Source organism: Verminephrobacter eiseniae EF01-2, from assembly GCF_000015565.1.
In the GTDB taxonomy this organism is placed as follows: domain Bacteria; phylum Pseudomonadota; class Gammaproteobacteria; order Burkholderiales; family Burkholderiaceae_C; genus Acidovorax; species Acidovorax eiseniae.
The window spans coordinates 338735-361255 of the sequence record NC_008786.1; the positions used below are offsets into that span (position 1 = coordinate 338735).

At 68.5% G+C, this 22521-nt stretch carries 17 protein-coding genes; 3 read left to right on the forward strand and 14 right to left on the reverse strand.

Going from position 1 to position 22521, the window contains the following annotated elements; all coding sequences use genetic code 11:
* The first annotated feature begins 55 nt into the window (after positions 1-55).
* Both VEIS_RS01500 and pcaF read left to right on the forward strand, forming a co-directional pair.
* Complete coding sequence (locus tag VEIS_RS01500; RefSeq protein WP_011808109.1) at positions 56-1117, forward strand: porin; 1062 nt, start codon at positions 56-58, stop codon at positions 1115-1117.
* Between the two features lie 327 nt (positions 1118-1444).
* Positions 1445-2650 carry a 3-oxoadipyl-CoA thiolase gene (pcaF, locus tag VEIS_RS01505; protein ID WP_011808110.1) on the forward strand — a complete coding sequence of 402 codons (1206 nt, stop codon included), beginning with the start codon at positions 1445-1447 and terminating at the stop codon, positions 2648-2650.
* 128 nt (positions 2651-2778) lie between these two features.
* On the opposite strand, the gene ilvA is transcribed toward pcaF, so the two are convergent.
* Together ilvA and VEIS_RS28025 are read right to left on the reverse strand one after the other, a co-directional pair.
* Complete coding sequence (gene ilvA / locus VEIS_RS01510; protein WP_011808111.1) at positions 2779-4476, reverse strand: threonine ammonia-lyase, biosynthetic; 1698 nt, start codon at positions 4474-4476, stop codon at positions 2779-2781.
* Positions 4473-4646 (reverse strand): hypothetical protein, encoded by a 174-nt coding sequence (locus tag VEIS_RS28025; RefSeq protein ID WP_157048347.1) that lies wholly within the window; start codon positions 4644-4646, stop codon positions 4473-4475. The genes ilvA and VEIS_RS28025 overlap by 4 nt, the downstream gene beginning before the upstream one ends.
* 96 nt (positions 4647-4742) lie before the next feature.
* Between VEIS_RS28025 and VEIS_RS01515 the strand changes: the two genes are divergently transcribed.
* The gene (locus tag VEIS_RS01515; protein WP_011808112.1) at positions 4743-10760 is read left to right on the forward strand and encodes an excinuclease ABC subunit UvrA; all 6018 of its coding nucleotides are present in this window, start codon (positions 4743-4745) and stop codon (positions 10758-10760) included.
* 66 nt (positions 10761-10826) lie between these two features.
* Here VEIS_RS01515 and VEIS_RS01520 read toward each other — a convergent pair whose 3' ends face one another.
* The 12 genes from VEIS_RS01520 to VEIS_RS01575 form a co-directional block, all read right to left on the reverse strand.
* Complete coding sequence (locus VEIS_RS01520; RefSeq protein ID WP_011808113.1) at positions 10827-11786, reverse strand: SMP-30/gluconolactonase/LRE family protein; 960 nt, start codon at positions 11784-11786, stop codon at positions 10827-10829.
* A gap of 133 nt (positions 11787-11919) precedes the next feature.
* Positions 11920-12375 (reverse strand): carotenoid oxygenase family protein, encoded by a 456-nt coding sequence (locus VEIS_RS30135; protein ID WP_041949720.1) that lies wholly within the window; start codon positions 12373-12375, stop codon positions 11920-11922.
* 104 nt (positions 12376-12479) lie between these two features.
* Positions 12480-13847 carry a C4-dicarboxylate transporter DctA gene (locus tag VEIS_RS01530; protein WP_041949721.1) on the reverse strand — a complete coding sequence of 456 codons (1368 nt, stop codon included), beginning with the start codon at positions 13845-13847 and terminating at the stop codon, positions 12480-12482.
* Positions 13848-14333: 486 nt separating this feature from the next.
* Positions 14334-15098, reverse strand: coding sequence for an SDR family NAD(P)-dependent oxidoreductase (locus VEIS_RS01535; protein WP_011808117.1), 765 nt, complete (start codon positions 15096-15098; stop codon positions 14334-14336).
* A 20-nt stretch (positions 15099-15118) separates the two neighbouring features.
* A complete protein-coding gene (locus VEIS_RS01540; RefSeq protein WP_011808118.1) occupies positions 15119-15583 on the reverse strand; it encodes a GNAT family N-acetyltransferase in 465 nt (154 codons plus the stop codon).
* Positions 15584-15988: 405 nt separating this feature from the next.
* Positions 15989-17440: an amidase gene (locus tag VEIS_RS01545; protein WP_041949722.1), complete on the reverse strand. Its 1452-nt coding sequence runs from the start codon at positions 17438-17440 to the stop codon at positions 15989-15991.
* 14 nt (positions 17441-17454) lie between these two features.
* On the reverse strand, positions 17455-18465 hold the full coding sequence (locus tag VEIS_RS29495) for a polysaccharide deacetylase family protein (protein ID WP_011808120.1): 1011 nt from the start codon (positions 18463-18465) through the stop codon (positions 17455-17457).
* Positions 18466-18479: 14 nt separating this feature from the next.
* Positions 18480-19235 carry an SDR family NAD(P)-dependent oxidoreductase gene (locus VEIS_RS01555; RefSeq protein ID WP_011808121.1) on the reverse strand — a complete coding sequence of 252 codons (756 nt, stop codon included), beginning with the start codon at positions 19233-19235 and terminating at the stop codon, positions 18480-18482.
* Positions 19232-19948 carry an ABC transporter ATP-binding protein gene (locus tag VEIS_RS01560; RefSeq protein ID WP_011808122.1) on the reverse strand — a complete coding sequence of 239 codons (717 nt, stop codon included), beginning with the start codon at positions 19946-19948 and terminating at the stop codon, positions 19232-19234. Before VEIS_RS01560 ends, VEIS_RS01555 begins: the two co-directional genes overlap by 4 nt.
* Positions 19941-20723 (reverse strand): ABC transporter ATP-binding protein, encoded by a 783-nt coding sequence (locus tag VEIS_RS01565; RefSeq protein ID WP_011808123.1) that lies wholly within the window; start codon positions 20721-20723, stop codon positions 19941-19943. The genes VEIS_RS01560 and VEIS_RS01565 overlap by 8 nt, the downstream gene beginning before the upstream one ends.
* On the reverse strand, positions 20720-21634 hold the full coding sequence (locus VEIS_RS01570; protein WP_041949723.1) for a branched-chain amino acid ABC transporter permease: 915 nt from the start codon (positions 21632-21634) through the stop codon (positions 20720-20722). Before VEIS_RS01570 ends, VEIS_RS01565 begins: the two co-directional genes overlap by 4 nt.
* Positions 21634-22515 carry a branched-chain amino acid ABC transporter permease gene (locus VEIS_RS01575; protein ID WP_041949724.1) on the reverse strand — a complete coding sequence of 294 codons (882 nt, stop codon included), beginning with the start codon at positions 22513-22515 and terminating at the stop codon, positions 21634-21636. Before VEIS_RS01575 ends, VEIS_RS01570 begins: the two co-directional genes overlap by 1 nt.
* Between the last annotated feature and the right edge of the window lie 6 nt (positions 22516-22521).

Below are 22521 nucleotides of genomic sequence, written 5' to 3' on the forward strand. Positions count from 1 at the left end.
CACTTAGACTGGCGCCTTTCCAGCACCACCGACCCTCATCCCCGAAGGAGCTCCAATGAAGAAAACGGCGGCCCTTTGCGCCCTGCTGGCCAGCGCGCCAGTCATCGCACAAACCAGCAGCTTGACACTCTACGGCATCGTCGACCTGGGCCTGCACTGCAGCCGTGGCATCACGTCGGCCCATGCCCCGGCCACCGGATCGCAGACCAGCCTGGGCAGCGGCATCCACACTACCAGCCGCTGGGGCCTGCGCGGCAGCGAAGTCCTGAGCGGGGATACCCGCGTCCTGTTCAACCTGGAAAGCGGCGTGCGCGTCGACAGTGGCGCGCCGGGCATGGCCAGCAAATCCTTCGACCGCGCCTCATGGGTCGGGCTGCAAGGCGGCTGGGGCAGCGTCCAAATCGGACGCCAGACCAGTTTGCTGGCCGACGCCATCGCGCCGGTGGACCCGCTGGGCTTGCGCTTTGGCGGCGCCAACGTGAATGCCGGTGTGGTCGCGCTCAGCCGGCATGGCCTGGGCGCCGATTTCGGCAACGCGGGCTCGAACAGCAGTTCGTACCGGCTGGACAACGCCTTCAAATACATCGGCCAATTTGGCGGCTTCACGGCGCGGGCCATGCTGGGGCTGGGCGAGGTGGCCGGGCAGGCATCGGCCCTTTCATCGCGCGGACTGGGCCTGGCCTATGCGGCCAACGGATGGACGGTATCCGGCGCCTTCCAGACCTTCAAGGACGCCGACCGGCGCTCGCTGAACGGCTCCACGCTGGGCCTGGCCTACCAGTGGAACAGCCTGCGCCTGGCCGCCAATGCCGGACGCAACGAGGCGCAAACCGCAGCCGGCACGCACACCGGGCAGCGCGTGCTTTCCAGTGGCGTCATCTGGACGGCCCAGCCTGCGCTGAACCTGGGCCTGACCTACTACCATGCCGGCCGCTCCCGCACCGGCGCCCACAAAGATGGCTACGGCCGCTGGGTGACCTTTGCCGAATACAAGCTGTCGCGGCGCACACAGTTGTATGCCGAACTGGACAGCACCCGCTGGCGCGACGGTTACCAGGGCGCAGCCAATCCGGCCACGGCCACGGGCATCGCAGCCGGCGTGGTGCACCGCTTCTGACGTTGCCAACATTTCGGGGCGGGTGCCTTGCCGCAGCGCGCACCACGGCGGCGTCGGCCGGCCCGGCGCGGCCGTGCTCCCGGATGGCGCTGCCCGGCAAGCCACGGGCCGGCGCGCGCCACGGCTTGCAGCGGGGCGCCACGGCGGGCCAAGGCCCGCACGCACATCGGCTGGCGCGGCACTGAACAGGGGCCGCAACGCAGCGCCCCGTGCCCCCGGCGCGACGCCAGCGCGATCGTCGTACAGTGGCAGCGCCATGGCTGCCGGCCCCTGTGACCGGCCCCGACCCCTCGACAAGCACCCAAGGAACCCCAGGAGACCCCCCGCATGACCACGCAAGCCTATATCTGCGACGCCATCCGCACCCCGTTCGGCCGCTACGGCGGTGCGCTCAGCAGCGTGCGCACCGACGATCTCGGCGCCATCCCCATTCGGGCGCTGATGGAGCGCAACCCCGGTGTCGACTGGGCCGCCCTGAGCGATGTGCTCTACGGCTGCGCCAACCAGGCCGGCGAGGACAACCGCAACGTGGCCCATATGTCCAGCCTGCTGGCGGGTTTGCCGGTGGCCGTGCCCGGCGCCACCATCAACCGCCTGTGCGGCTCGGGCCTGGACGCCGTGGGCACGGCGGCGCGCGCCATCAAGGCCGGCGAGGCCGATCTGCTGATTGCCGGCGGCGTGGAGAGCATGAGCCGCGCCCCCTTCGTGATGCCCAAGGCCGAGTCCGCATTCAGCCGCAGCAACATGGTGTATGACACGACCATAGGCTGGCGCTTCGTCAACCGGCTGATGAAAGACCAGTACGGCGTCGATTCGATGCCCGAAACCGCCGAGAACGTGGCCGCCGACTTTGGTATCGAGCGCCAGGCGCAAGACCGCATGGCCCTGGCGAGCCAGCGCAACGCGGTGGCCGCGCAACAGGCCGGCCACCTGGCCCGCGAGATCTGCCCCGTGACCATCGCGCAAAAAAAGGGCGAGGCCATCGTCGTGCGCCAGGACGAGCACCCGCGTGAAACCAGCCTCGATGCGCTGGCCAAGCTGCGGGGCGTGGTGCGGCCCGACGGCACGGTGACGGCGGGCAACGCCTCGGGCGTGAACGACGGTGCCTGCGCGCTACTGCTGGCCAACGAAGCCAGCGCCGCCCAATATGGCCTCAAGCCCCGCGCCCGCGTAGTGGGCATGGCCGTGGCCGGTGTCGCGCCGCGCATCATGGGCTTTGGCCCCACGCCGGCAACGCTCAAGGTGCTGGCGCAAACCGGCCTGTCCCTGGAGCAGATCGACGTGATCGAGCTCAACGAAGCCTTCGCCGCGCAGGGCCTGGCGGTGCTGCGCGCGCTCGGGATCAGGGACGATGACGCCCGTGTCAACGCCTGGGGCGGCGCCATTGCGCTGGGCCACCCGCTCGGCGCCAGCGGCGCGCGCCTGGCCACCACGGCCGTCAACCGCCTGCACAAACACGCCGGCAGGTACGCGCTGTGCACGATGTGCATCGGCGTGGGCCAGGGTATCGCGGTGGTTCTGGAACGGGTGTGAGCCCGGGTTGACGCGGAGGGAGGAAGGGGCGGCGCGCCTTCACCCCGGATTCGGCTCTCGGCCCCGCCGTGCGGGCCGGAGGCCGGATCGGCGCAGCCGTCGGCTGCGCCGCGTGGCGGCGGCTTGCGTCATGCAGATCTTTTTCCGGCGGCGGCAGGCACCAACGGATCATGCGCCCCGTGCTCCGGGCCATCCGGGCCGATCGGACCATCGGGCCATTCGATCATTGGCTCATCGACGACGATGGCCTGCCCTCGTGCCGGCCCTCGTTTGGGGCACAGGAACAGCCGGTAGGCCGGGTTGTGCGTTTCTTCCACCCAGGGGTAGCCCAAGGTGACCAGAAAGGCGTCGAAGGTGGCGCTGTCTTCGCTGGGCACCTGCATGCCCACGAGGGTGCGGCCGTAGTCTGCGCCCTGGTTGCGGTAGTGGAACAGGCTGATGTTCCAGGTCGGCTGCATCAGGCTCAGGAATTTGAGCAATGCGCCGGGACGTTCGGGGAAGGTAAAGCGCAGCAGCCGCTCGTCCTGCGCCAATGCCGAATGCCCACCCACCAGGTGGCGCAGGTGTTCCTTGGCCAGTTCGTCGTGGGTCAGGTCCAGCGTCTCGAAACCGTGCTGGCTGAAGTTGCGGGCGATTTCTTCCGACTCGCCCCGGCCCTGCGTGGTCAGGCCCACGAACACATGGGCCAGTTGGGCGTCGCTGATGCGGTAGTTGAATTCGGTCACGTTGCGCGGGCCGCCGGGCAGGCCGCCGACCAGTTCGCAAAAGCGCCGGAAGCTGCCGCGATCTTCGGGGATGGTGACGGCCAGCAGGGCCTCGCGCTCCTCGCCCACCTCGGCCCGCTCGGCGACGAAGCGCAGGCGGTCGAAGTTCATGTTGGCGCCGCTGAGGATGGCGGCGTAGGTCTCGCCCCGGGTCTGGTGCGTGGCGACATATTGCTTGATCGCGGCCACGGCCAGCGCGCCGGCTGGCTCGACGATGCTGCGCGTGTCGAGAAACACGTCCTTGATGGCCGCGCAGACGGCGTCGGTGTCGACGCTGATGAAGCCATCGACCAGGCCCTGCGCGATGCGCAAGTTCTCCCGGCCCACGCACTTGACGGCCGTGCCGTCGGAAAACAGCCCCACATCGGCCAGCGTGACGCGCTGCTGCGCCTTGACCGATTGGATCATCGCGTCCGAGTCGTTCATCTGCACGCCGATGATCTTGATCTCGGGCCGCAGGGCCTTGATGCAGTTGGCCACGCCGCTGATCAGCCCGCCGCCGCCGATGGCCACGAACACGGCGTCGAGCCGGTCGCTGCCCAGGCTTTGCAACTGGCGCAGGAGTTCCATCGCGATGGTGCCTTGGCCGGCGATCACGTCCGGGTCGTCAAAGGGGTGGATGAAGGTCAGGCCCAGTTCCTGCTCCAGTTGCAGCGAGTGCCCGTAGGCGTCGGAATAGCTGTCCCCGGAGAGCACGACCTCGCCGCCGAGCATCTTCACGGCGTCGATCTTGAGCTGGGGCGTGGTCGTCGGCATCACGACGAGCGCGCGCGCGCCCAGTTTGCGCGCGCTCATCGCCACGCCCTGGGCGTGGTTGCCGGCCGAGGCGCAGATCACCCCGCGCTGCAACTGCTCGGGCGCGAGTTGCGCCATTTTGTTGTACGCGCCGCGCAGTTTGAAGCTGAACACCGGTTGCTGGTCTTCGCGCTTGAACAGCACCCTGTTGTGCAGCCGGCGGCTCAGGTTGTGGGCCGGCTCCAGCGCCGATTCCAGCGCCACGTCGTAGACACGGGCGGTGAGGATCTTCTTCAGATAGTCGTCGGGGGTCAGGTGCGCGGTCATGGCAGGGGCGGCAAGGGCGGATGGCAGGGCAGCACATCATAAGTGCGCCACCTGCCGTCGATGCCATCGACGGCGAGCGCCTGCGGCCCTGGCGCATCGGTTGCATCGGCACGGTCGAGGCACGCCAGTGTCGCGTCACCGATCAGATGTCGTAGGCTGCGCGCAGCCATCGCCCCCGATGGCGCCTTGCCGGCACACCAGGCGCGTGCACCGCATGGTGCTGCGCCCTATGATGCCTGGCCCCCACCCCTCCGAAGACTGCCTCCATGACCCAGGGACTGATCCGTATCCGCGGCGCACGCCAGCACAACCTCAAGAATCTGGATCTGGACATCCGCACCGGGGAACTGACGGTGGTCACCGGCCCCAGCGGCTCGGGCAAGTCCAGCCTGGTGTTCGACACGCTGTACGCCGAGGGGCAGCGGCGCTATGTGGAGACCTTCAGCGCCTACGCGCGCCAGTTTCTCGAGCGCATGGACCGGCCCGCCGTGGACAAGGTAGAGGGCGTGCCCCCGGCGATTGCGATCGACCAGACCAACCCGGTGCGATCGAGCCGCTCGACGGTGGGCACGATGACCGAGTTGAACGACCACCTGAAGCTGCTGTTCGCCCGCGCCGGCCAGTTGTTTGACCGGCAGACCGCGCAATGGGTGCGCCACGATTCGCCCGAGACCATTTATGCCGCGCTGCGCAGGCGCTGCGGCTTCGGCGCCGAACCGGGCGAGCCGACCGAACCGGGCGTGCCGGACGAACGGCCCGGACAGCCCCCGGCCGACCCGCGCATCGCGCTGACCTTTCCGGTGCAACTGCCCGCCGACACCTCGGCCGAGCAACTCGCGCAATGGCTGTCGGCCAGCGGCTTCACCCAGGTGCAGGCCGAGCGTGTGCTGGCGCCGCAGGCGGGTGCCGCGCCGGTCAAGGTGCTCGACGTGGTGGCCGACCGCTTGCGCTTGGGGCAGGCCGGCAAGGCGCGCGTGATCGAGGCCATCGAGGTGGCTTTGAAGCGCGGCAATGGCCGGCTCGATGTCTACCGCCTGGACGACGAGGGCACTGGCACTGGCACTGGCACTGGCACTGGCACTGGCACTGGCACTGGCACTGGCGTTGGCGTTGGCACTGGCGTTGGCGTTGGCACTGGCGCGCCCGAGCCATGGCGGTTTTCCGACGGTCTGCACTGCCCCGACAGCGACCTGCGCTACCGCGACCCGATCGCGTCGATGTTCTCGTTCAACTCTGCCGTCGGCGCCTGCGACAGTTGCCGGGGTTTTGGCCGCGTGATCGGGGTCGATTACGCCTTGGTCATCCCGAACGACCGGCTGACGCTGCGCGCCGGCGCCATCAAGCCGTTGCAGACCCCGGCCTGGCAAGAGGCGCAGGACGACCTGATGCGCCATGCCGAGACGGCAGGCATTCCGCGCGACACGCCCTGGTACCGGCTGACCGGGGAGCAGCAAAAATGGGTCATCGGCGGCGCGCCCGGCTACAAGGCGGGGCAGTGGAGCACGCAGTGGTACGGCGTCGGGCGCTTTTTCGAGTACCTGGAGAGCAAGGCGTACAAGATGCATATCCGCGTGCTCCTGTCCAAGTACCGCAGCTACACGCCCTGCCCGGCCTGCGCCGGCGCGCGCCTGAAAACCGAGAGCCTGCAATGGCGCATCGGCAGCCGGCAGGACGCCGACGCCGTGATCGAGCCAGCGCGCCGCTTCATGCCCCAGGGCCTGTCATGGAGCCGCGCGCAGTTGGAATCCCTGCCCGGCCTGTGCCTGCACGACCTGATGCTGCTGCCGATCGACCGGCTGCGCCGGTTTTTTGCCGGCATGCAGTTGCCGCAAGGGGACGCGGCCAAGGGCGGCGACGCCCAGGCGCTGCGGCTGCTGCACCAGGAGATCACGACGCGCCTGCAATACCTGTGCGATGTCGGCATCGGCTACCTCACGCTGGATCGGCAAAGCCGCACGCTGAGCGGCGGCGAGGTGCAGCGCATCAACCTGACCACGGCGCTGGGCACCAGCCTGGTCAACACGCTGTTCGTGCTCGACGAGCCCAGCATCGGCCTGCACCCGCGCGACATGCACCGCATCACCGAGGCCATGCTGCGCCTGCGCGACGCCGGCAACACCCTGGTGGTGGTCGAGCATGACCCGGCCGTGATGCTGGCGGCCGACCGCATCATCGACATGGGCCCCGGCCCCGGCCGCCTGGGCGGGCAGATCGTGTTCGACGGCAGCACGGCCGATTTGCGCACCGCCGACACCTTGACCGGCGCCTACCTGGGCGGGCACAAGCAGGTCGGCCTGCACTTCAAACGCCTGGTGACCGATGCCACGCCGCGCCTCATCCTGGAAGGCGCGCGCGCGCACAACCTGCACAACCTGTCGGTGGAGTTTCCGCTGCAACGCCTGGTGACCATCACCGGCGTCAGCGGCTCGGGCAAGTCCAGCCTGATCCAGAACGTGCTGGCCCCGGCGCTGCTGCGCCACTTTGGCCGGGCCACCGACAGCCCGATGGCGCATACCCGCCTGCTGGGCGCCGAGCAACTGGCGGATGTGGTGTTCGTCGACCAGGCGCCGATCGGCAAGACCGCGCGCTCCAACCCCGTGAGCTATGTCGGCGCCTGGGACAGCATCCGCGCGCTGTATGCGCTGACCCCGCTGGCCTGCCAGCGCAGCTACAGCGCCAGCAAATTCAGCTTCAACCATGGCGACGGGCGCTGCCCGGCCTGCGGCGGCTCGGGCTTCGAGCATGTGGAGATGCAATTTCTCAGCGATGTCTACCTGCGCTGCCCGGACTGCGATGGCCAGCGCTACCGGCCCGAGATCCTGGAGATACGCCTGGAACGCGGCGGCCGGGCGCTGAGCGTGGCCGATGTGCTGGCGCTGACGGTGGCCGAGGCCGCAGCGCTGTTTGCCACCGACCCCGGGGTGCTGCGCGCGCTGCAACCCCTGGTCGATGTGGGCCTGGCCTACCTGGCCCTGGGCCAGCCCGTGCCCACGCTCTCGGGCGGCGAGGCGCAGCGCCTGAAACTGGCCGGTTACCTGGCCGAGGCCGCCCGCACGGGGGCCTCGTCGCGCCAGGCGCTGGCACGCAAAGGCAGCTTGTTCCTGTTCGACGAGCCTACCACCGGACTGCACTTCGACGACATCGCCAAGCTCATGCGCGCGCTGCGCAAGCTCATCGATGCCGGGCACTCGCTGATCATCATCGAGCACAACCTGGACGTGATCCGCGCCAGCGACTGGCTCATAGACCTGGGCCCCGAGGGCGGCGATGCCGGCGGCCTGATCGTCGCCGAAGGCCGGCCCGAAGACCTGCGCCAGCACCCCCGCTCGCACACCGGCCAGGCACTGCGCGACTACGAGCAGGCGCTGGGCGAAGGCGGCCACTCGGTGCACGAAAAAGCGGCAGCGCTACGAAAAACAGAGCGCACTGCGCGAGAAAAACACGCGCCAGCGGCGCAAAACGTCATTCGAATCGTGAACGCCAAAGAGCACAACCTGAAGAACCTGAGCGTGGACATCCCGCGCGGCAAGTTCAGCGTGGTCACCGGCGTCAGCGGCTCGGGCAAATCGACGCTGGCCTTCGACATCCTGTTCAACGAAGGCCAGCGCCGCTACCTGGAAAGCCTGAACGCCTACGCGCGCAGCATCGTGCAGCCGGCAGGGCGGCCCGAGGTCGATGCCGTCTACGGCATCCCGCCCACCGTGGCCATCGAGCAGCGCCTGTCGCGCGGCGGCCGCAAAAGCACGGTCGGCACGACCACCGAGGTCTGGCATTTTCTGCGCCTGCTGTACGTCAAGCTCGGCACCCAGCACTGCGTGCACGACGGCGCCGCAGTGCAACCGCAAACCCCCGAGAGCATCGCGGCCCAACTGCTGACCCGGTTTCGCGGCCAGCATATCGGACTGCTCAGCCCGCTGGTGACGAACCGCAAGGGCGTGTACACCGAGTTGGCCGACTGGGCCCGCCCGCGCGGCTACAGCCATTTGCGCGTCGATGGCCAATTCCTGCCCACCACGGGCTTTCCGCGCCTGGACCGCTTCAAGGAGCACAGCATCGAGCTGCCCGTGGCCAGCCTGGACATAGCGCCCGCCAACGAGGCCCTGCTGCGCCAGGCGCTGGCCGAAGCCCTCACGCATGGCAAAGGCGTGGTGCATGTGCTCAGCCACATCGATGCCCTGCGCGCGGCGCTGACCGCAGGCAGCCCCACGACCGGCATAGGCCAGGTGCAGGTGTTTTCCACCCGGCGCGCCTGCCCGGTCTGCGCCCGTTCCTATGCCGAACTCGACCCGCGCCTGTTCTCGTACAACAGCAAGCATGGCTGGTGCCCCGACTGCGTGGGCACGGGCCTGCGACTGACCCAGGACCAGCGCCTGCGGCTCGACGGCTCGCTGGCGCAGGACAAGGAAAAAGGCCGCGAGCAGAGCTTTGCCGAACCCGAACTGGCAGACCTGGCCGACGGCGCCGGCAGCGCCTGCCCCTCCTGCCAGGGCACGCGCCTGAACCCCGGCGCCCGCGCGGTGAAATTCGCCGGCCTGGGCATCACCGACATCGCCGCGCACACGGTGACCGATCTGCGCCGCTGGATCGAGGCGCTGCGCACCGGGGGCGGCATGAGCCAGCGCGAGACCGGCATCGCCCGCGACCTGTTGCCCGAAATCGGCAGCCGCCTGGAATTCCTCGAAGAAGTGGGCCTGGGCTACCTCACACTCGACCGGGCCGCGCCCACGCTCAGCGGCGGCGAGGCGCAGCGCATCCGCCTGGCCGCGCAACTGGGCAGCAACCTGCAAGGCGTGTGCTATGTGCTCGACGAGCCGACCATCGGCCTGCATGCGCGCGACAACCAGATCCTGCTCGACGCGCTGCACAAACTGGGCGACAAGGGCAACACGCTGGTGGTGGTCGAGCATGACGAAGGCACCATCCGCCGCGCCGACCACATCATCGACATCGGCCCGAGCGCCGGCAAACGCGGCGGGCGGCTGGTGGCGCAAGGCAGCGTGGGCGACATCACCGCTGCGGCCGATTCGCAAACCGGCCGCTACCTGCTGCACGCGATCACGCACCCGCTGCAAACGCGCCGCAGCGTGGCCCCCGAGGCGCCAGCCGAGACACAGGCCAACGCGCAGGCCGGGACACAAACCAAGGCGCCAGCCGGGGCACAGGCCAAAGCGCAGGCCAACGCGCAAGCCGGGGCACAGGCCAACGCACAGGCCGGGAGCGCCGTGCGCTGGCTCACGGTGCATGGCGCGCAACTGCACAACCTGCAAAACCTCAGCGTCGCCGTGCCGCTGCGCCGCCTGGTGGCCGTGACGGGCGTGAGCGGCTCGGGCAAATCCACGCTGGCGCGCGACGTGCTGCTGACCAATGTGCAAGCCTGGGTGCAGCAACGCGCCAGCCGGGCCGGGCGCGACGCGATGGACGCGGGCAAAGCGCCGCCGCTGGTCGGCTGCACCGGGCTGTCGGGCTTCGAGAGCATAGACCGCGTGCTGGAGGTGGACCAGACACCGATCGGCAAAACCCCGCGCTCCTGCCCTGCCACCTACATCGGCTTTTGGGACAGCATCCGCAAGCTGTACGCCCAAACGCTGGAGGCCAAGGCGCGCGGCTACGCGGCCGGGCGCTTCAGCTTCAACACCGGCGCAGGCCGCTGCCCCGGCTGCGAAGGCGCTGGCGTGCGCACCATAGAAATGAGCTTTCTGCCCGACGTCAAAGTGCGCTGCGAAACCTGCCATGGCGCGCGCTTCAACCCCGAGACGCTGGCCGTCGGCTGGCGCGGCAAAAGCATTGGCGAGGTGCTGCAAATGGAAGTCGACGAGGCCGTGGACTTCTTTGCCAGCATGCCCGGCATCGCCCACCCGCTGCAACTATTGCAGGACATGGGCCTGGGTTATCTGACGCTCGGCCAGCCCTCGCCCACGCTCAGCGGGGGCGAGGCGCAGCGCATCAAACTGGTGACCGAACTGAGCAAGGTGCGCGACGACATCGCCCGCCGGGGGCAAAAAGCGCCGCACACCCTTTACGTGCTGGACGAACCCACGGTGGGCCTGCACATGGCCGATGTCGACAAGCTGATCCGCGTGCTGCACCGCCTGGTCGATGCCGGCCACAGCGTGGTGGTCATAGAGCATGACCTGGACATGATCGCCGAGGCCGACTGGATCATCGACCTCGGCCCCGAGGGCGGCCAGCAAGGCGGGCGCATCGTCGCCGCCACGGTGCCGCAGGAACTGGTGCGCCAGCGCAGCCATACGGGCCGGGCGCTGGCGGCGGTGCTGGCCCGCTGATCCGGGAGCGCGCCGCAGTGCGCCGCCCGGCCACGCGGCGCAAAGCCGTCGGCGGTCAGCGCCGGTTCAACCCGCGCCACCGGCCGCCATGGCCTGCGCGGGCGCGCCGGTCGCAGCCCAGCCTGCCGCCGGCACGTTGACCGGCAGGTACCAGACGGCCGCCTCGCGGGCCGCCTTGCGGGCCTGCTCGTCAGGGTCGGGCGCAACGCACAGAAACAGCGTGCGGCCATCCGGGCCGCCCAGCGCGCAGGCATACGCCCGCATCGCCCGCCCCGTCGAGACCTCCTGCAACACCCTGCCGCCCCGGGCCACGCGCAGCACCCGGTGGCCAATGGCGTCGGCCAGCCACACCGCGCCCGCATCATCGAGCGCCACGCCGTCGGGCGCCACCTCGATCTGCTCCTTGACCGCCGGCAAATCACTGCCCTCGGGCAGCGGCCCGAACTTGGCCCAGTCGGCGCGCGCGCCCAGGCTGCCATCGTCGGCGATGGCAAAGGCCGAGAGCCGGTTGCCCAGGGTCTCGGCCACGATCAGGGTCTGGCCGTCGGGCGTGATCACGATGCCGTTGGGAAAGCGCAGATCGTAGGCCACGGCAACCACCTGGCCGTCGGGCGCCACGCGCGCCAATTGCGCGCTGCGCACCGGCCCGCCGCCCATCAGGTCGAAACCGAAATTGCCCACATAGGCATTGCCATGCCGATCGACCGCCATGTCATTGGCATGGCCGCCCGCCAGCGCCGACAGATCGGCATGCACGAGCAGCCGGCCATCGGCCTCGCGCCGCATCAGCTTGCGGTCGCGCATCGAAACCACCAGCAGCCGGCCATCGGGCAGCCAGCCCAGGCCCGATGGCTGGTGCGGCAACTCGGCAATCTTCTCGACCCGGCCCGCCATATCGCAGGCGATCACCTGGTGCGTGTAAAAGTCCGACAGCCATAACCGGCCCGCGCGCCAGCGCGGGGATTCCAGAAAGCTGAGCCCGGAAATCAGAATGGAAAACGAGCCGGGGATTGCGCTGTCGTTCATGGCTTTCTCCTGGTGGTGCCCAATGCTTGCGTTGCCATCGCCTGCTTGGCGTTCCAATGAATGGGGGGCCGGCGCAGACAAGCATTTGTTTACATATGGTAGCCGTCATTTACTTAGCAGTCATGGCCAGCACTTACATCGCCGCCACGGGCTCGTCGATGACTCGCTGCGATCGCCGATGGCCGGCGCCAAGCCCGGACGGCCATGCTGCGTCGGGCTTGCGGCGGGGCTGAACGGCCGCAGTCCGGCGCCGCCTGGCATTGGCGCGACGGCAGCCTGCGTCGTCGATGCGTGCCTCGGCCCGGCAAGCCCGCCCTGCGGCCGGGCCCGTCAGGCGCCGCCGGCGACATCGGGCAGAGGGTGTTTCACCCCACGCCGGCACGAAGGCGCCGTGCAGACCCGGCGGCAATGCGTATGGCAGCCGGGCCTGCGCCACCGGGCCTGCGGCCAGGTCATCTGCGGCAAAGCAGGACAGAACCGTTGTCCGTTGCACGAAGTCCAGCGCCGTGCCCCGTATCCAGCCCGGCTGCGCGCCGTCCGGCACGAAGACATGCTCCTCCACGAGGAACTGCGCGCAACTGCGCGCCATGGCTGAACCGCTGGCTGTGGCCGCTCTCGACATCGGTGCGCGCGACCGCGCCGAAACCCGGCAGATCGGGCCGGATCTGCGTGGCAAGGCGCACAGCGGGGCGTTCAGCGCTTGGTGCGCGGCAGGGCCGCAGGTGCCGGCGTGGCGCGCGCATCGCCGGGGGCATCAGGGGCGCCGGGTGCGCCGGGTGCGCCGGGTGCATCGTCGGGCCAGTGGCCGGCGTCGAGCACCGCGTGCGCACGCGCGCGGTCGATATCGCCTTCCCAGGCCGCGACCGCCACGGTTGCCACGCAGTTGCCGATCAGGTTGCCCAGCGCGCGGGCGATGCCCATGAACCAGTCCACCGACAGCACCAGCACCAGCCCGATCGAGGGAATCGCCGGGATGGCTTGCAACGTCGCCGCCAGCACCACGATGGCCGAGCCTGGAACGCCGTGCGCGCCTTTGGAGGTGAGCAGCGCAATCGCCAGGATCGTCAGCAGGTCGGCCATGGCGATGGGCGTGTTGGTGGCCTGCGCGATGAACAAGGCCGCCAGTGTGATGTAGATCGAGAAGGCGTCGAGGTTGAACGAGTAGCCGGTCGGAATCACCAAGCCCACCGTCGAATCGCGGATGCCCATCTGGCGCAGCTTGGCCATGACCTGCGGCAGCACGCTGTCCGACGAGGTGGTGGCCAGGACGATGGCCAGTTCTTCGCGCAGGTAGCGCAGCAGTTTGTACAGACTCAGGCCCGACATGCGCATCACCAGACCCAGCACCACGAACACGAAGACCAGCACCGCGCCATAGAAAAGGGCGACCAGCATGCCCAGTTGCCGCAGCGAGCCAACGCCGTACTTGCCGACCGTGAAGGCGATGGCGCCCAGCACGCCCAGCGGCGCCAGATGGATGATCAGGCCCATGACCTTGAACAGCACCAGCGCGAGCGCGTCGACCACCGTGGCCACCGGCTGGCCGCGTTCGCCGAGCAGCGCGAGCGCACAGCCGAACAGCACCGCGAACAGCAGCACCTGCAGCACATCGCCGGTGGCAAAGGCGCTGACCGCCGTGGCCGGGATCAACTTCATCAGGAACTCGACCGTGCCGCCGCTCGTGAGCTTGTCGGCGTTCGAGGTGTAGGCGCTGATGGCGCTCGCGTCGAGCTGGCCGGGGTCGATGTTCATGCCCGCGCCCGGCTCGAACCAAAAGCCCAGCACCAGGCCCAGCACCAGGGCGATGGTGGTCAGCAACTCGAAGTAGATCAGCGCCTTCACGCCCACCCGGCCCACGCGCCGGAGGTCGCCCGCGCCGGCGATGCCGTGCACGACCACGCAGAACACCAGCACCGGAATGATCATCTTGATCAGCCGGATGAAGCCGTCACCGAGCGGCTTGAGTTGGACGGCCAGCCCGGGCGCAAAAAGACCGACGAGCAGGCCGAGCAGCAGCGCGATGAGCACCTGTCCGAAAAGCGATTTGGCAAAGCGGAGCATGGGGTTCGTAGACATGGGGTTGCGTATGGACGCCGCCATTTGCGAAGATCGATCGGCGCTGCTTTGGCGAACAGGAACCGGCGGCAGCCTCATCTCCGACCTGTCGTGCAGGGCGCACTGCCCGCTGGCCCTGATCGAACCCGCTGGCCTGCCCCGCATGGCCTCGTCGGACGGCCCATGCCCGGCCAAGCGATTCAGGTGGGGCCGGGCATGGTCTGAATGGTCTGACACCTGTTGGCCATCACACAGTCGATCGGGCCTGCGCAACCTTGGGCAGCGAACCCATCCTTTCCGTAAGCGTTGGTTGATCTCTCGTTGTCTCGTGCGCCGGCCCTGCGCGGGCCGACCCAGGCACCCGTTGCCGCACCCACACCCATGCGCCAGCAGCGCCCGGATCGTTCGCGCCGCCTGGTGGATGCCGGTGCCTGCAGGACATGGCAGCCCCGCCGACCGCCTGCCATTGGGGTCATTTTGGGTCATTTTGGGTCATGCAAGCCGGCCTCCGTCGATGGGCAATGCAACGCCGGTGGTAAAGCCGGCGGCGTCGCTCAACAAGTACAGGACGGCTGCAGCGACTTCCTGCGGCGCGCCGAAACGCCCGGCAGGGATCCGCGAGCGAATGGCGGCCTCCCGTGCGCTGCGCGCCTGGCCTTCGCCCGCCAGCGAAAAGCTGGCTTCGGTCATCGGGCCATCGATGGTTCCGGGACACACGCAGTTGACCCGAATCTTTTCCGCTGCATGGTTGAGCGCGAGACTTCGCGCCAGAAGCACCACGGCGCCCTTCGACGCTGAATAGCCGGACAAGAAAGGCGAGCCCGCGAGTCCCGCCGTGGACGAGAACATGCAGATGGCGCCGTGGCCAATCTGCCGCATATGCGGCACGAAGGCCCGCGCGGCGAGCCAGGGGCCTTTGACGTTCACGGCAAAGAGCCGGTCCCATTCCTGCTCTTGCAGTTCGATGGCCGGTTTCGCCGGGCCGAGCATGCCGGCTGCCGGCACCAGCAACTCCACCGGGCCGAGTTCGCGCAGCGCTTGCGCCTCGGCACGCGCGATATCGGCGGCCGAGGACGCATCGCCCACGGCGCTCACGGCCCCCGGACAAGCGCGGGCCGTTTCAGCAAGGCCGGCCTCGTCGCGGTCGAACAGCAGGATGCGCGCCCCCTCGGCCGCCAGCGCCAACGCGGTGGCGCGGCCCAGGCCGCTGGCCGCGCCGGTGACCGCCGCGACCTTGTGGGCAAAGCGCGCATGCATCGGCCAGTCCTGCGCCGGCGTCAGCCCGTGGTGCGCGGCAGCACATGCCGGTATTGGATGAAGCCCGGGCGTTCAGCCATCTGGTCGTACAGCCGCATCGCCGTGGTGTTGCTTTCGTGGGTCAGCCAGTACACGCGCGAGGCGCCTTTCTTGCGCGCCTCTTCGTAGACATGCCCGATCAGTTGCCGCGCACAGCCGAGTTGCCGCGCGGCCGGAGCCACATACAGGTCCTGCAGATAGCAGTAGTCGCCGGATGTCCAGGTCGAGCGATGAAAAAGGTAGTGCACCAGCCCCACCACGCGCCCCTGCATCGACGCAACGGCACCGTGCATTGGCTCGTCCCGATGGCGCAGCCGTGACCAGGTGGTGGCCACCGCCGCATCGTCGAAACTCACCCCGTAGAACTGTTGGTAACCCTGCCACATCGAACGCCAGCCTTCAAAATCATGCTCTTCGAGCACACGCACTTGAGCGGAATCGGTCATGGTTTTGCATGGACGCCCCCCATTGGCCAAGATCCATCTGCGGTGCTTTGACGAGCGCGAACGGGCGGCCGCCCCATATCCGCCCTGTCGTGCAGGGCGCTGCCCGCCGGCCCTGATCGCACCGGCTGACCGGCCCCCATTGCCTTGCCGGACGGTGCATGCCCGGCCAAGCCATTCAGGTAGGGCCGGGCATGGTCTGACCGGTTTGCCATCACACCTTCCAATGAACCTGCGCAACCTTGGAGAGCGAACCCATCCTTTCTGTAAACGTTGGTTGATGTCTCTGTCTCGTGTGCCGGCCCTGCGCGGGCTGACCCACGCACCCGTTGCAGTACCCACGCCCGCGCGCCAGCAGCGCCCGGATCGCTCGTGCCACCTCGCTGGCCAGCGCCGCCACGGCCGCATTCACCGGTGGTCGCCGGGTCCGATGCATTTCCTTTGCCTGGGGTGCCACCGACCGGTGGCCTCGATCTGCGCGGCCAACTGTACGACAACGTCGTCGCACCCGAAGCGTCCGATGATCTGCGTGCCTACCGGGAGCATCTGCGCCGTCCAGTGCGTCGGCAGACTGGCTGCGGGTTGGCCCGAGGCATTGACGATGGCCAGGTGGCACGAATACCGTGCCATGCGCCGCCTGAAGCTCCGGAAATCGTCGCGCATCTCGAGCTCGCCCAGCGGTGCCGGCAATTGCACCAGCGCGGGCGTCATCAGGATGTCGAAATCGCCCAGGCAGTCGTCCATGAACCGGGCGATCGAATGGAATCGGTGGATGGCGGCGGCATACCGCGCCGCGCTGATGCTTCGCCCCTGCGCGTACCCGTCCATGATGGACGGCTCCAGATCGGTGGGCCGCAATGAGCGCCCCAACATCTGCAAACGCGCATCCACCGACAACACGATGTTCACCCCCAGGACATCGGTATGCGCCTCCACGAAGCCGGCATAGTCGAAGTCCGCAGGCGGCGCGCCATCGATGACCTCGTGGCCCAGGGCGCGACAAAGATCGGCGGTGGCGTCCACGGCCTCGACGCACTCCGGCGCGATGTCGATGCCCGCGAAAGCCGCGCGCCAGACCCCGATGCGCAGCCTGCGCGGCGCATCGCCGACCGCCGATCGAAGGCTGCGCGCAAGGGCCGGCGCGGCATAAGGCGCGCCCCTCTCGATGCCGGCCACGGCATCGATGGCCGCCGCCGTGTCCCGCACGGTGCGGCTGAGCACGCCATCGACGGCAAGACCGCCCCAGCCCTCGCCGCGCAGCGGACCCATCGGCACGACGCCGCGCGATGGCTTGAGCCCGAACAGGCCGCAGCAGGCCGCCGGGATGCGGATGGAGCCGCCCCCATCGCTGCCGTGCGCGATCGGCACGATGCCGGCGGCCACGGCTGCGGCTGCGCCGCCGCTGGAGCCTCCGGCGGAGCGCCCCCGATCCCAGGGATTGCGCGCCGGGCCGCCATTGCGCAGGGCTTCGGTGGTCGGTGCCATGCACAGTTCGGGCACGGTGGTCCGGGCAAAGGCAATGAAGCCGCCAGCCTCGAAACGCGCAACCAGGGTCGCATCTTGCGCATATCGCGTGTCCTCGAAAAGCCGCGAGCCGATGCTCGAGGGCAAGCGCCTGGACGCCAGGCCCGAATCCTTGAGCAGGAACGGGATGCCGCCGAACGCGCCTCGCGGGGCCCAGTCTTTCGCGCGCGCCAACGCCTCCTCGTAGCGTGGATAGGTCAGCGCGTTCAGGCCAGGCGCGCGCGCTGTCGCCAGGCGTATTGCGCATTCCATCAACTCCGACGCGCTGACCTGGCCGTCCTTCATCAGCGCGGCCAGCGCGAGGCCATCGAGCGCTTCGTATTCGTCATCTTGCATCGGGAATCTCAAGGTCAAGGGGCGATGCCCCGGTTGGACAGGCACGCATCCGTCCAGGCCTGTGCGATCTCCGCGCCGCGCGCGAACCACACACCCGGGAAACTGCGCATCCACGCGATGAATGCACGCAGCAGCGCGATGCGCGACGGCCGGCCCATGACCTGGGGGTGCATGGTGAGCGAGAACAGGCCGCCCCAGCGGTAGATCTCGCTGAATTCGTCCTGCCACACCGCCAGGATCTGCTCGTTCGACACGATCGTTCGCGGTGACTTGACGGAGAACAGCGCAAAAGGCGCGTCGTCCAGGCTCCAGTGCACCGGCAGTTCCACCGGGCCGCGCCGACCGTCGGCCAGGACATGGTGGTAGGGGTTGATCTGGTCCATCAGCGAGCTGTCATAGCGCAACCCGTGCTTGTCGATCAGCGCCATCAGGTTCAGGCTCGCCTCCCAGGCCGGCGATCGGTAGCCTAGTGTCGCGTCACGGATCAGATGTCGTAGGCTGCGCGCAGCCATCGGAGCGCAGCGCAAGGCGCAGCGCGCAGCCAATACCGAGCGTATTGGCAAGCGATGCAACGCCGCGATGCGCTTCGATGGCCAGCGCAGACCGACAGATGATCGGTGACGCGACACTAGAGGCTTGACGCCCACCGTGCGCTGCAGCGCTTGCAGGCCCTTGAGGAAGATCTCTTCCTCGCGCGCAGGGTCTTGCGGATCGACCCACTCATGCAGGTAGCCGTGGTGGCCGACCTCGTGCCCGTGCCGCAGGATCGACTCGACCCTGCCGGTATGGTGTTCTGCGGTCCACCCCGGCACGAAGAATGTCGCGGGCACGTCGGCCTCGTCGAGCGTCTCGATGATCCTGGGCACCCCCACCTTGGCGCCATAGGTGCCTTGGGAGAGAACGCCCAGGCGCTTGGCATTGGCGGGGTCGCGCGCGAGCCAGAGCGTCTCGGCGTCGAAGTCGAAGGCGAGCATGACGGCGCAGCGCGCGCCGTGCGGCCAGGCAACGGGGTCGTTCGGATGCATGCTGTCGTAGCTCCTCAGGAAACTTCGCTTGGCGCGGTGCCATGGGCGCGGCAGGTCAGCCATCCGCCGTCCACCGCGATCACCTGGCCGGTCACGAAGGCTGCGTCCGGGCTGCACAGAAAGGCGATGACCGCAGCGACATGCTCCGGCGTGCCGACAAATCCGAGCGGGGTCGATCCGGTCATGTTGCGCCGGTACTGCTCGTCATGGTCCAGCCAATGCGCAGTCATCGCAGTGCGAATCACGCCGGGCGCCACGGCGTTGACGCGGATGCCACGCCACGAGAGGTCCGCGACCAGTTGCCGCGTCAACTGGGATATGCCCCCCTTGGCCACCGCATAGGCTGCCGAGTTCGGATAGCCGATCTCGCCAAAAACGGAGGCCAGGTTCACGATGCTGCCGCCGTCGGACATGATCGCAAGCATGTCGCGCGTGAGCCGCAAGACAGCGCGAAGATTGACGCCGAGAATGCGGTCGATCGAGGCATCGTCGCTTGCGGTGAGGGCCTTCGAGCCACCGATGCCGGCATTGTTGACCAGGCAGTCCACGCGCCCGGCGCCGAAAGCGCGCGCGGCCGCCACCGTGCGTGCCGGCGCTTGCTCGGTGCCCAGGTCGATGGCCAGCGGCTCGACGCCGATGTCCGCGAGCGCATCGGTGCGCAGGTCCACGGCCAGCACGCGCGCGCCTTCCCCGGCCAAGCGCACGGCCGTCGCGCGACCAATGCCGCTGTTGGCGCCCGTGACGACCACGGTGCGACCGGAAAACCTCATCGCGTTCCCTTTCCGAGATAAAACTCTTGCAGCGAAGCCAGGTCCACGCCCGGCCCGTTCACGCAGGAATGCGCGACCCGCCCTTCGCGCAGGATGTGCAGTTCGTCGGCCAGTTCGAGTGCCATGGCGACGTTCTGCTCCACCAGCAAGATCGAGATCCCGCGGCCGCGCAAGCCCCGGATGACTTCGGCGATTTCACCGACCACTTTCGGCGCCAGGGCTGATGAAGGTTCGTCCAGCAGCAGCATCCGTGGCCTGGCCAGCAGCGCGCGGCCAATGGCCAGCATCTGGCGCTCTCCGCCGGACAGCAGCCCTGCCAGGGCCTTGCGGCGCAGCGCCAGCCGCGGAAACAGTGCGTAGACCTGTTGCAGGTCGTCCCGCAGCCGGGCCTTCTCGCGCCGGCGGTGGTAGCCGCCCATCAGGATGTTTTCTTCCACCGACATGGCAGCGAAAACCTCCTTGCCTTGCGGCACGAGCACCAGCCCGCTGGACGCCATGCGGCAGGCCGGCACCTGGTCGATGCGCTGCCCTGCGAGGGTGATCTCGCCTGCGCTTGGCCGCACCAGACCGGCCAGCGTCTTGAGCGTGGTCGACTTGCCCGATCCGTTGCCACCGAGAACGGCCACGAGGGCCCCATCGGAAACGCTGAACGACACGCCGTGCAGCACCTTGGTGCGTCCATAACCGGACTCGATGTTTCTGACCTCAAGCATGCGCCGCCTTTCCCGCGCCGAGGTAGGCCTCGATGACGCGCGGATCCGCCACCGCTTCCGACGGCTTGGCGTCCGCAATCTTTTCGCCGTAGTCCAGCACCACTACGCGGTCGCACACCGTTTGCACGACCCGCATCACATGCTCGGCCAGCAGCACCGTTACGCCGTGATCGGTGCGCATGCGCCCGATGACCTCGATCAGGCGCTCGACCATCGGCGGCGAGAGTCCGGCCGCAGGCTCGTCCAGCACGAACACCCGGGGCCGCGTGCACAGTCCGCGCGCCAATTCCACCATCCGTTGCTGGCCGATGGACAAGGCGGTCGCAGGCTCATCGACGAAGCGTTCGAGTCCGAACAGCCGCAGCATCTCGATGGCACGGCCGCGCGCTTGCGCGTCATCGCGCCGCGCCGACGCCATGCGCAGCACGGATGCGCAGTAGCCGCTGCCCAGTCCCGGCTGCATCGCCAACGCCAGGTTCTGGCCCACGGTCAGGCTGGGAAACGAGCGCAGCATCTGGAACGTGCGCGCCACACCCAGCCGGGCGATGCGCCAAGGCGCCATGCCTGTCAGACAGATGTCGCCCATATGGATCGCACCGGCGGTCGGCGCGCATTCGCCGGTGGCCAGATTGACCAGCGTCGACTTGCCGGACCCGTTCGGGCCGATCAGCCCCAGGATCTCGCCTTGCCGGACCTGAAAGCTGATCGCATTGACCGCGACCAGTCCGCCAAAGTGCTTGCTGACGGCATCGAAACGCAGCAAGGGCGGGGTCATCTGCGCTTCCTTGACATCCAGGCGCCGACCACGCCCTGCGGCAGCGCGATGACCATCACGATCATCAGCAAGCCGAAGATGATCAGTCGGTAATTGGCGGCAAAGCTCAGCCATTCCGGCAGCACGGTCAAGACCACCGCGCCCAGCAGCGGGCCCCACAGCGTGCCGCGCCCGCCGACGACGAGCATGGAAACGATCAGGGCCGAGGTCATGATGGTGTAGTCGTTGGGCGTGACACCGCGGATGTGAAAGGCGGCCAGCACGCCTGCCGCCCCGGCGATGGCGGCGGCGATGACGAAGGCCCCGAGCTTTGCCGCCGTGGTGTCGAGCCCGATGGCGCGCGCCAGCGTTTCGTCGTCGCGCAGCGCCTGCCAGGTTTGCCCCAGGCGCGAATGCGTCAGCAGCCAACTGACCAGCACAGCCGCGAGGCTGACGACGAGTGCGAGGCAGTAGAAACGGGCCATGGTCTCGAAGCCGGCAATCGGCTGGATCGAAATGCCGTTCTGACCGCCGGTCAGGGATGTCCATTGGGTCAGGCCGAGATAGACGATGGTCTGGAAGGCGATCGTCACGATCGAAAGAAAATGCCCGCGCAAACGCAGCGCCGGCAAGCCCAGCAGCAGACCGCAGACAGCGGCGACCGCGATGCCTGCGGGCAAACCGCTCCAGAACCCGGCGCCGAAGTCGCGCTGCGCGATGGCGGCCGTGTAGGCGCCGATCCCGAAGAATGCGGCATGCGCAAAGGAGAACTGGCCCGCCCAGCCCAGCACCAGATCCAGGCTGACGGCGAGCATGGCGTAGATGAAGATCGTCACGCCCACGCTGAGCACGTAGCCGTCGGCAGCGAACGCCGGCAGCAGCAGGGCCGACACGGCGAGAGCGCCGATGGCAATGGCAAGCGGCTTGCGCATCAGGACCGCTCCGTGGATTGGCCGAACAGGCCTTGCGGGCGCAGCAGGAGCATCAGGATCACGAGGAAGAACCCGGCCATGTCGCGCATGCCATTGCCGATGTAGCCCGAGACCAGTGCCTCGATGATGCCGAGCGCCAAGCCCGCGACGACCGCGCCGCCGACACTGCCGATGCCCGCCAAAATGATGGCCGTGAAAGCCTTCATGACCAGCATCGCGCCGTTGCCGGGCTGCACCAGGAAGACGCCGGACATCAGCGCGCCTGCCAGGCCCGCCAGCGCTGCGGACACCGCGAAGGTCACGAGTGCCACGAAGCGCACGTTCACGCCGGCGATTTGCGCCACCGTCGGGTGCTGCGCCATCGCGCGCAGCGCGCGGCCGGTCCAAGTGCAGCGCAGCAGCAGAAACAGCGCGAGCACGACCAGCGCCGCCAGCGCCACGATCAGCACGCGCTGGCCGGTCAGGAACACCGGCCCGATCTGCACCGGCACCCCGGCCAGGTCCGACCTGAGCGCCATCGGCTCGGCGCCGAAGGCGACCAGCGCGCCATTTTGCAGCAGCGCCGACAGGCCGAAAGAGGCAATGATGCTGCTGCTGTGGTCGCGCCCCGTCAGCGGGCGGAATATCGTGCGCTCCACCAGCAGACCGAACAGCGCCAGACACATGACCGCGAACAGCAGGGTCGGCACGAGGGAAAGTCCGAACAGGCTGGATGCGGCGACCGCCGCATAGCCGCCCAGCATGTAGAACTCGCCGTGCGCGAAGTTGTAGATGTGCAAGGTGCTGATCACCAGCGTCAGGCCAGCGGCCACCAGCATGTAGCTGGCGCCCGTGACCAGTCCATTGGCGAGGAACTGCGCCAAAAGGCCCGATGACTCCATGCTCTT

What these genes read in the sequence shown, in the direction of transcription:
- VEIS_RS01500 (WP_011808109.1), top strand. Translation starts at nt 56, where the DNA reads ATGAAGAAAACGGCGGCCCTTTGCGCCCTGCTGGCCAGCGCGCCAGTC.
- pcaF (WP_011808110.1), top strand. Translation starts at nt 1,445, where the DNA reads ATGACCACGCAAGCCTATATCTGCGACGCCATCCGCACCCCGTTCGGC.
- ilvA (WP_011808111.1), bottom strand. Translation starts at nt 4,476, where the DNA reads ATGACCGCGCACCTGACCCCCGACGACTATCTGAAGAAGATCCTCACC.
- VEIS_RS28025 (WP_157048347.1), bottom strand. Translation starts at nt 4,646, where the DNA reads ATGGCTGCGCGCAGCCTACGACATCTGATCGGTGACGCGACACTGGCG.
- VEIS_RS01515 (WP_011808112.1), top strand. Translation starts at nt 4,743, where the DNA reads ATGACCCAGGGACTGATCCGTATCCGCGGCGCACGCCAGCACAACCTC.
- VEIS_RS01520 (WP_011808113.1), bottom strand. Translation starts at nt 11,786, where the DNA reads ATGAACGACAGCGCAATCCCCGGCTCGTTTTCCATTCTGATTTCCGGG.
- VEIS_RS30135 (WP_041949720.1), bottom strand. Translation starts at nt 12,375, where the DNA reads ATGGCGCGCAGTTGCGCGCAGTTCCTCGTGGAGGAGCATGTCTTCGTG.
- VEIS_RS01530 (WP_041949721.1), bottom strand. Translation starts at nt 13,847, where the DNA reads ATGCTCCGCTTTGCCAAATCGCTTTTCGGACAGGTGCTCATCGCGCTG.
- VEIS_RS01535 (WP_011808117.1), bottom strand. Translation starts at nt 15,098, where the DNA reads ATGCATGCGCGCTTTGCCCACAAGGTCGCGGCGGTCACCGGCGCGGCC.
- VEIS_RS01540 (WP_011808118.1), bottom strand. Translation starts at nt 15,583, where the DNA reads ATGACCGATTCCGCTCAAGTGCGTGTGCTCGAAGAGCATGATTTTGAA.
- VEIS_RS01545 (WP_041949722.1), bottom strand. Translation starts at nt 17,440, where the DNA reads ATGCAAGATGACGAATACGAAGCGCTCGATGGCCTCGCGCTGGCCGCG.
- VEIS_RS29495 (WP_011808120.1), bottom strand. Translation starts at nt 18,465, where the DNA reads ATGCATCCGAACGACCCCGTTGCCTGGCCGCACGGCGCGCGCTGCGCC.
- VEIS_RS01555 (WP_011808121.1), bottom strand. Translation starts at nt 19,235, where the DNA reads ATGAGGTTTTCCGGTCGCACCGTGGTCGTCACGGGCGCCAACAGCGGC.
- VEIS_RS01560 (WP_011808122.1), bottom strand. Translation starts at nt 19,948, where the DNA reads ATGCTTGAGGTCAGAAACATCGAGTCCGGTTATGGACGCACCAAGGTG.
- VEIS_RS01565 (WP_011808123.1), bottom strand. Translation starts at nt 20,723, where the DNA reads ATGACCCCGCCCTTGCTGCGTTTCGATGCCGTCAGCAAGCACTTTGGC.
- VEIS_RS01570 (WP_041949723.1), bottom strand. Translation starts at nt 21,634, where the DNA reads ATGCGCAAGCCGCTTGCCATTGCCATCGGCGCTCTCGCCGTGTCGGCC.
- VEIS_RS01575 (WP_041949724.1), bottom strand. Translation starts at nt 22,515, where the DNA reads ATGGAGTCATCGGGCCTTTTGGCGCAGTTCCTCGCCAATGGACTGGTC.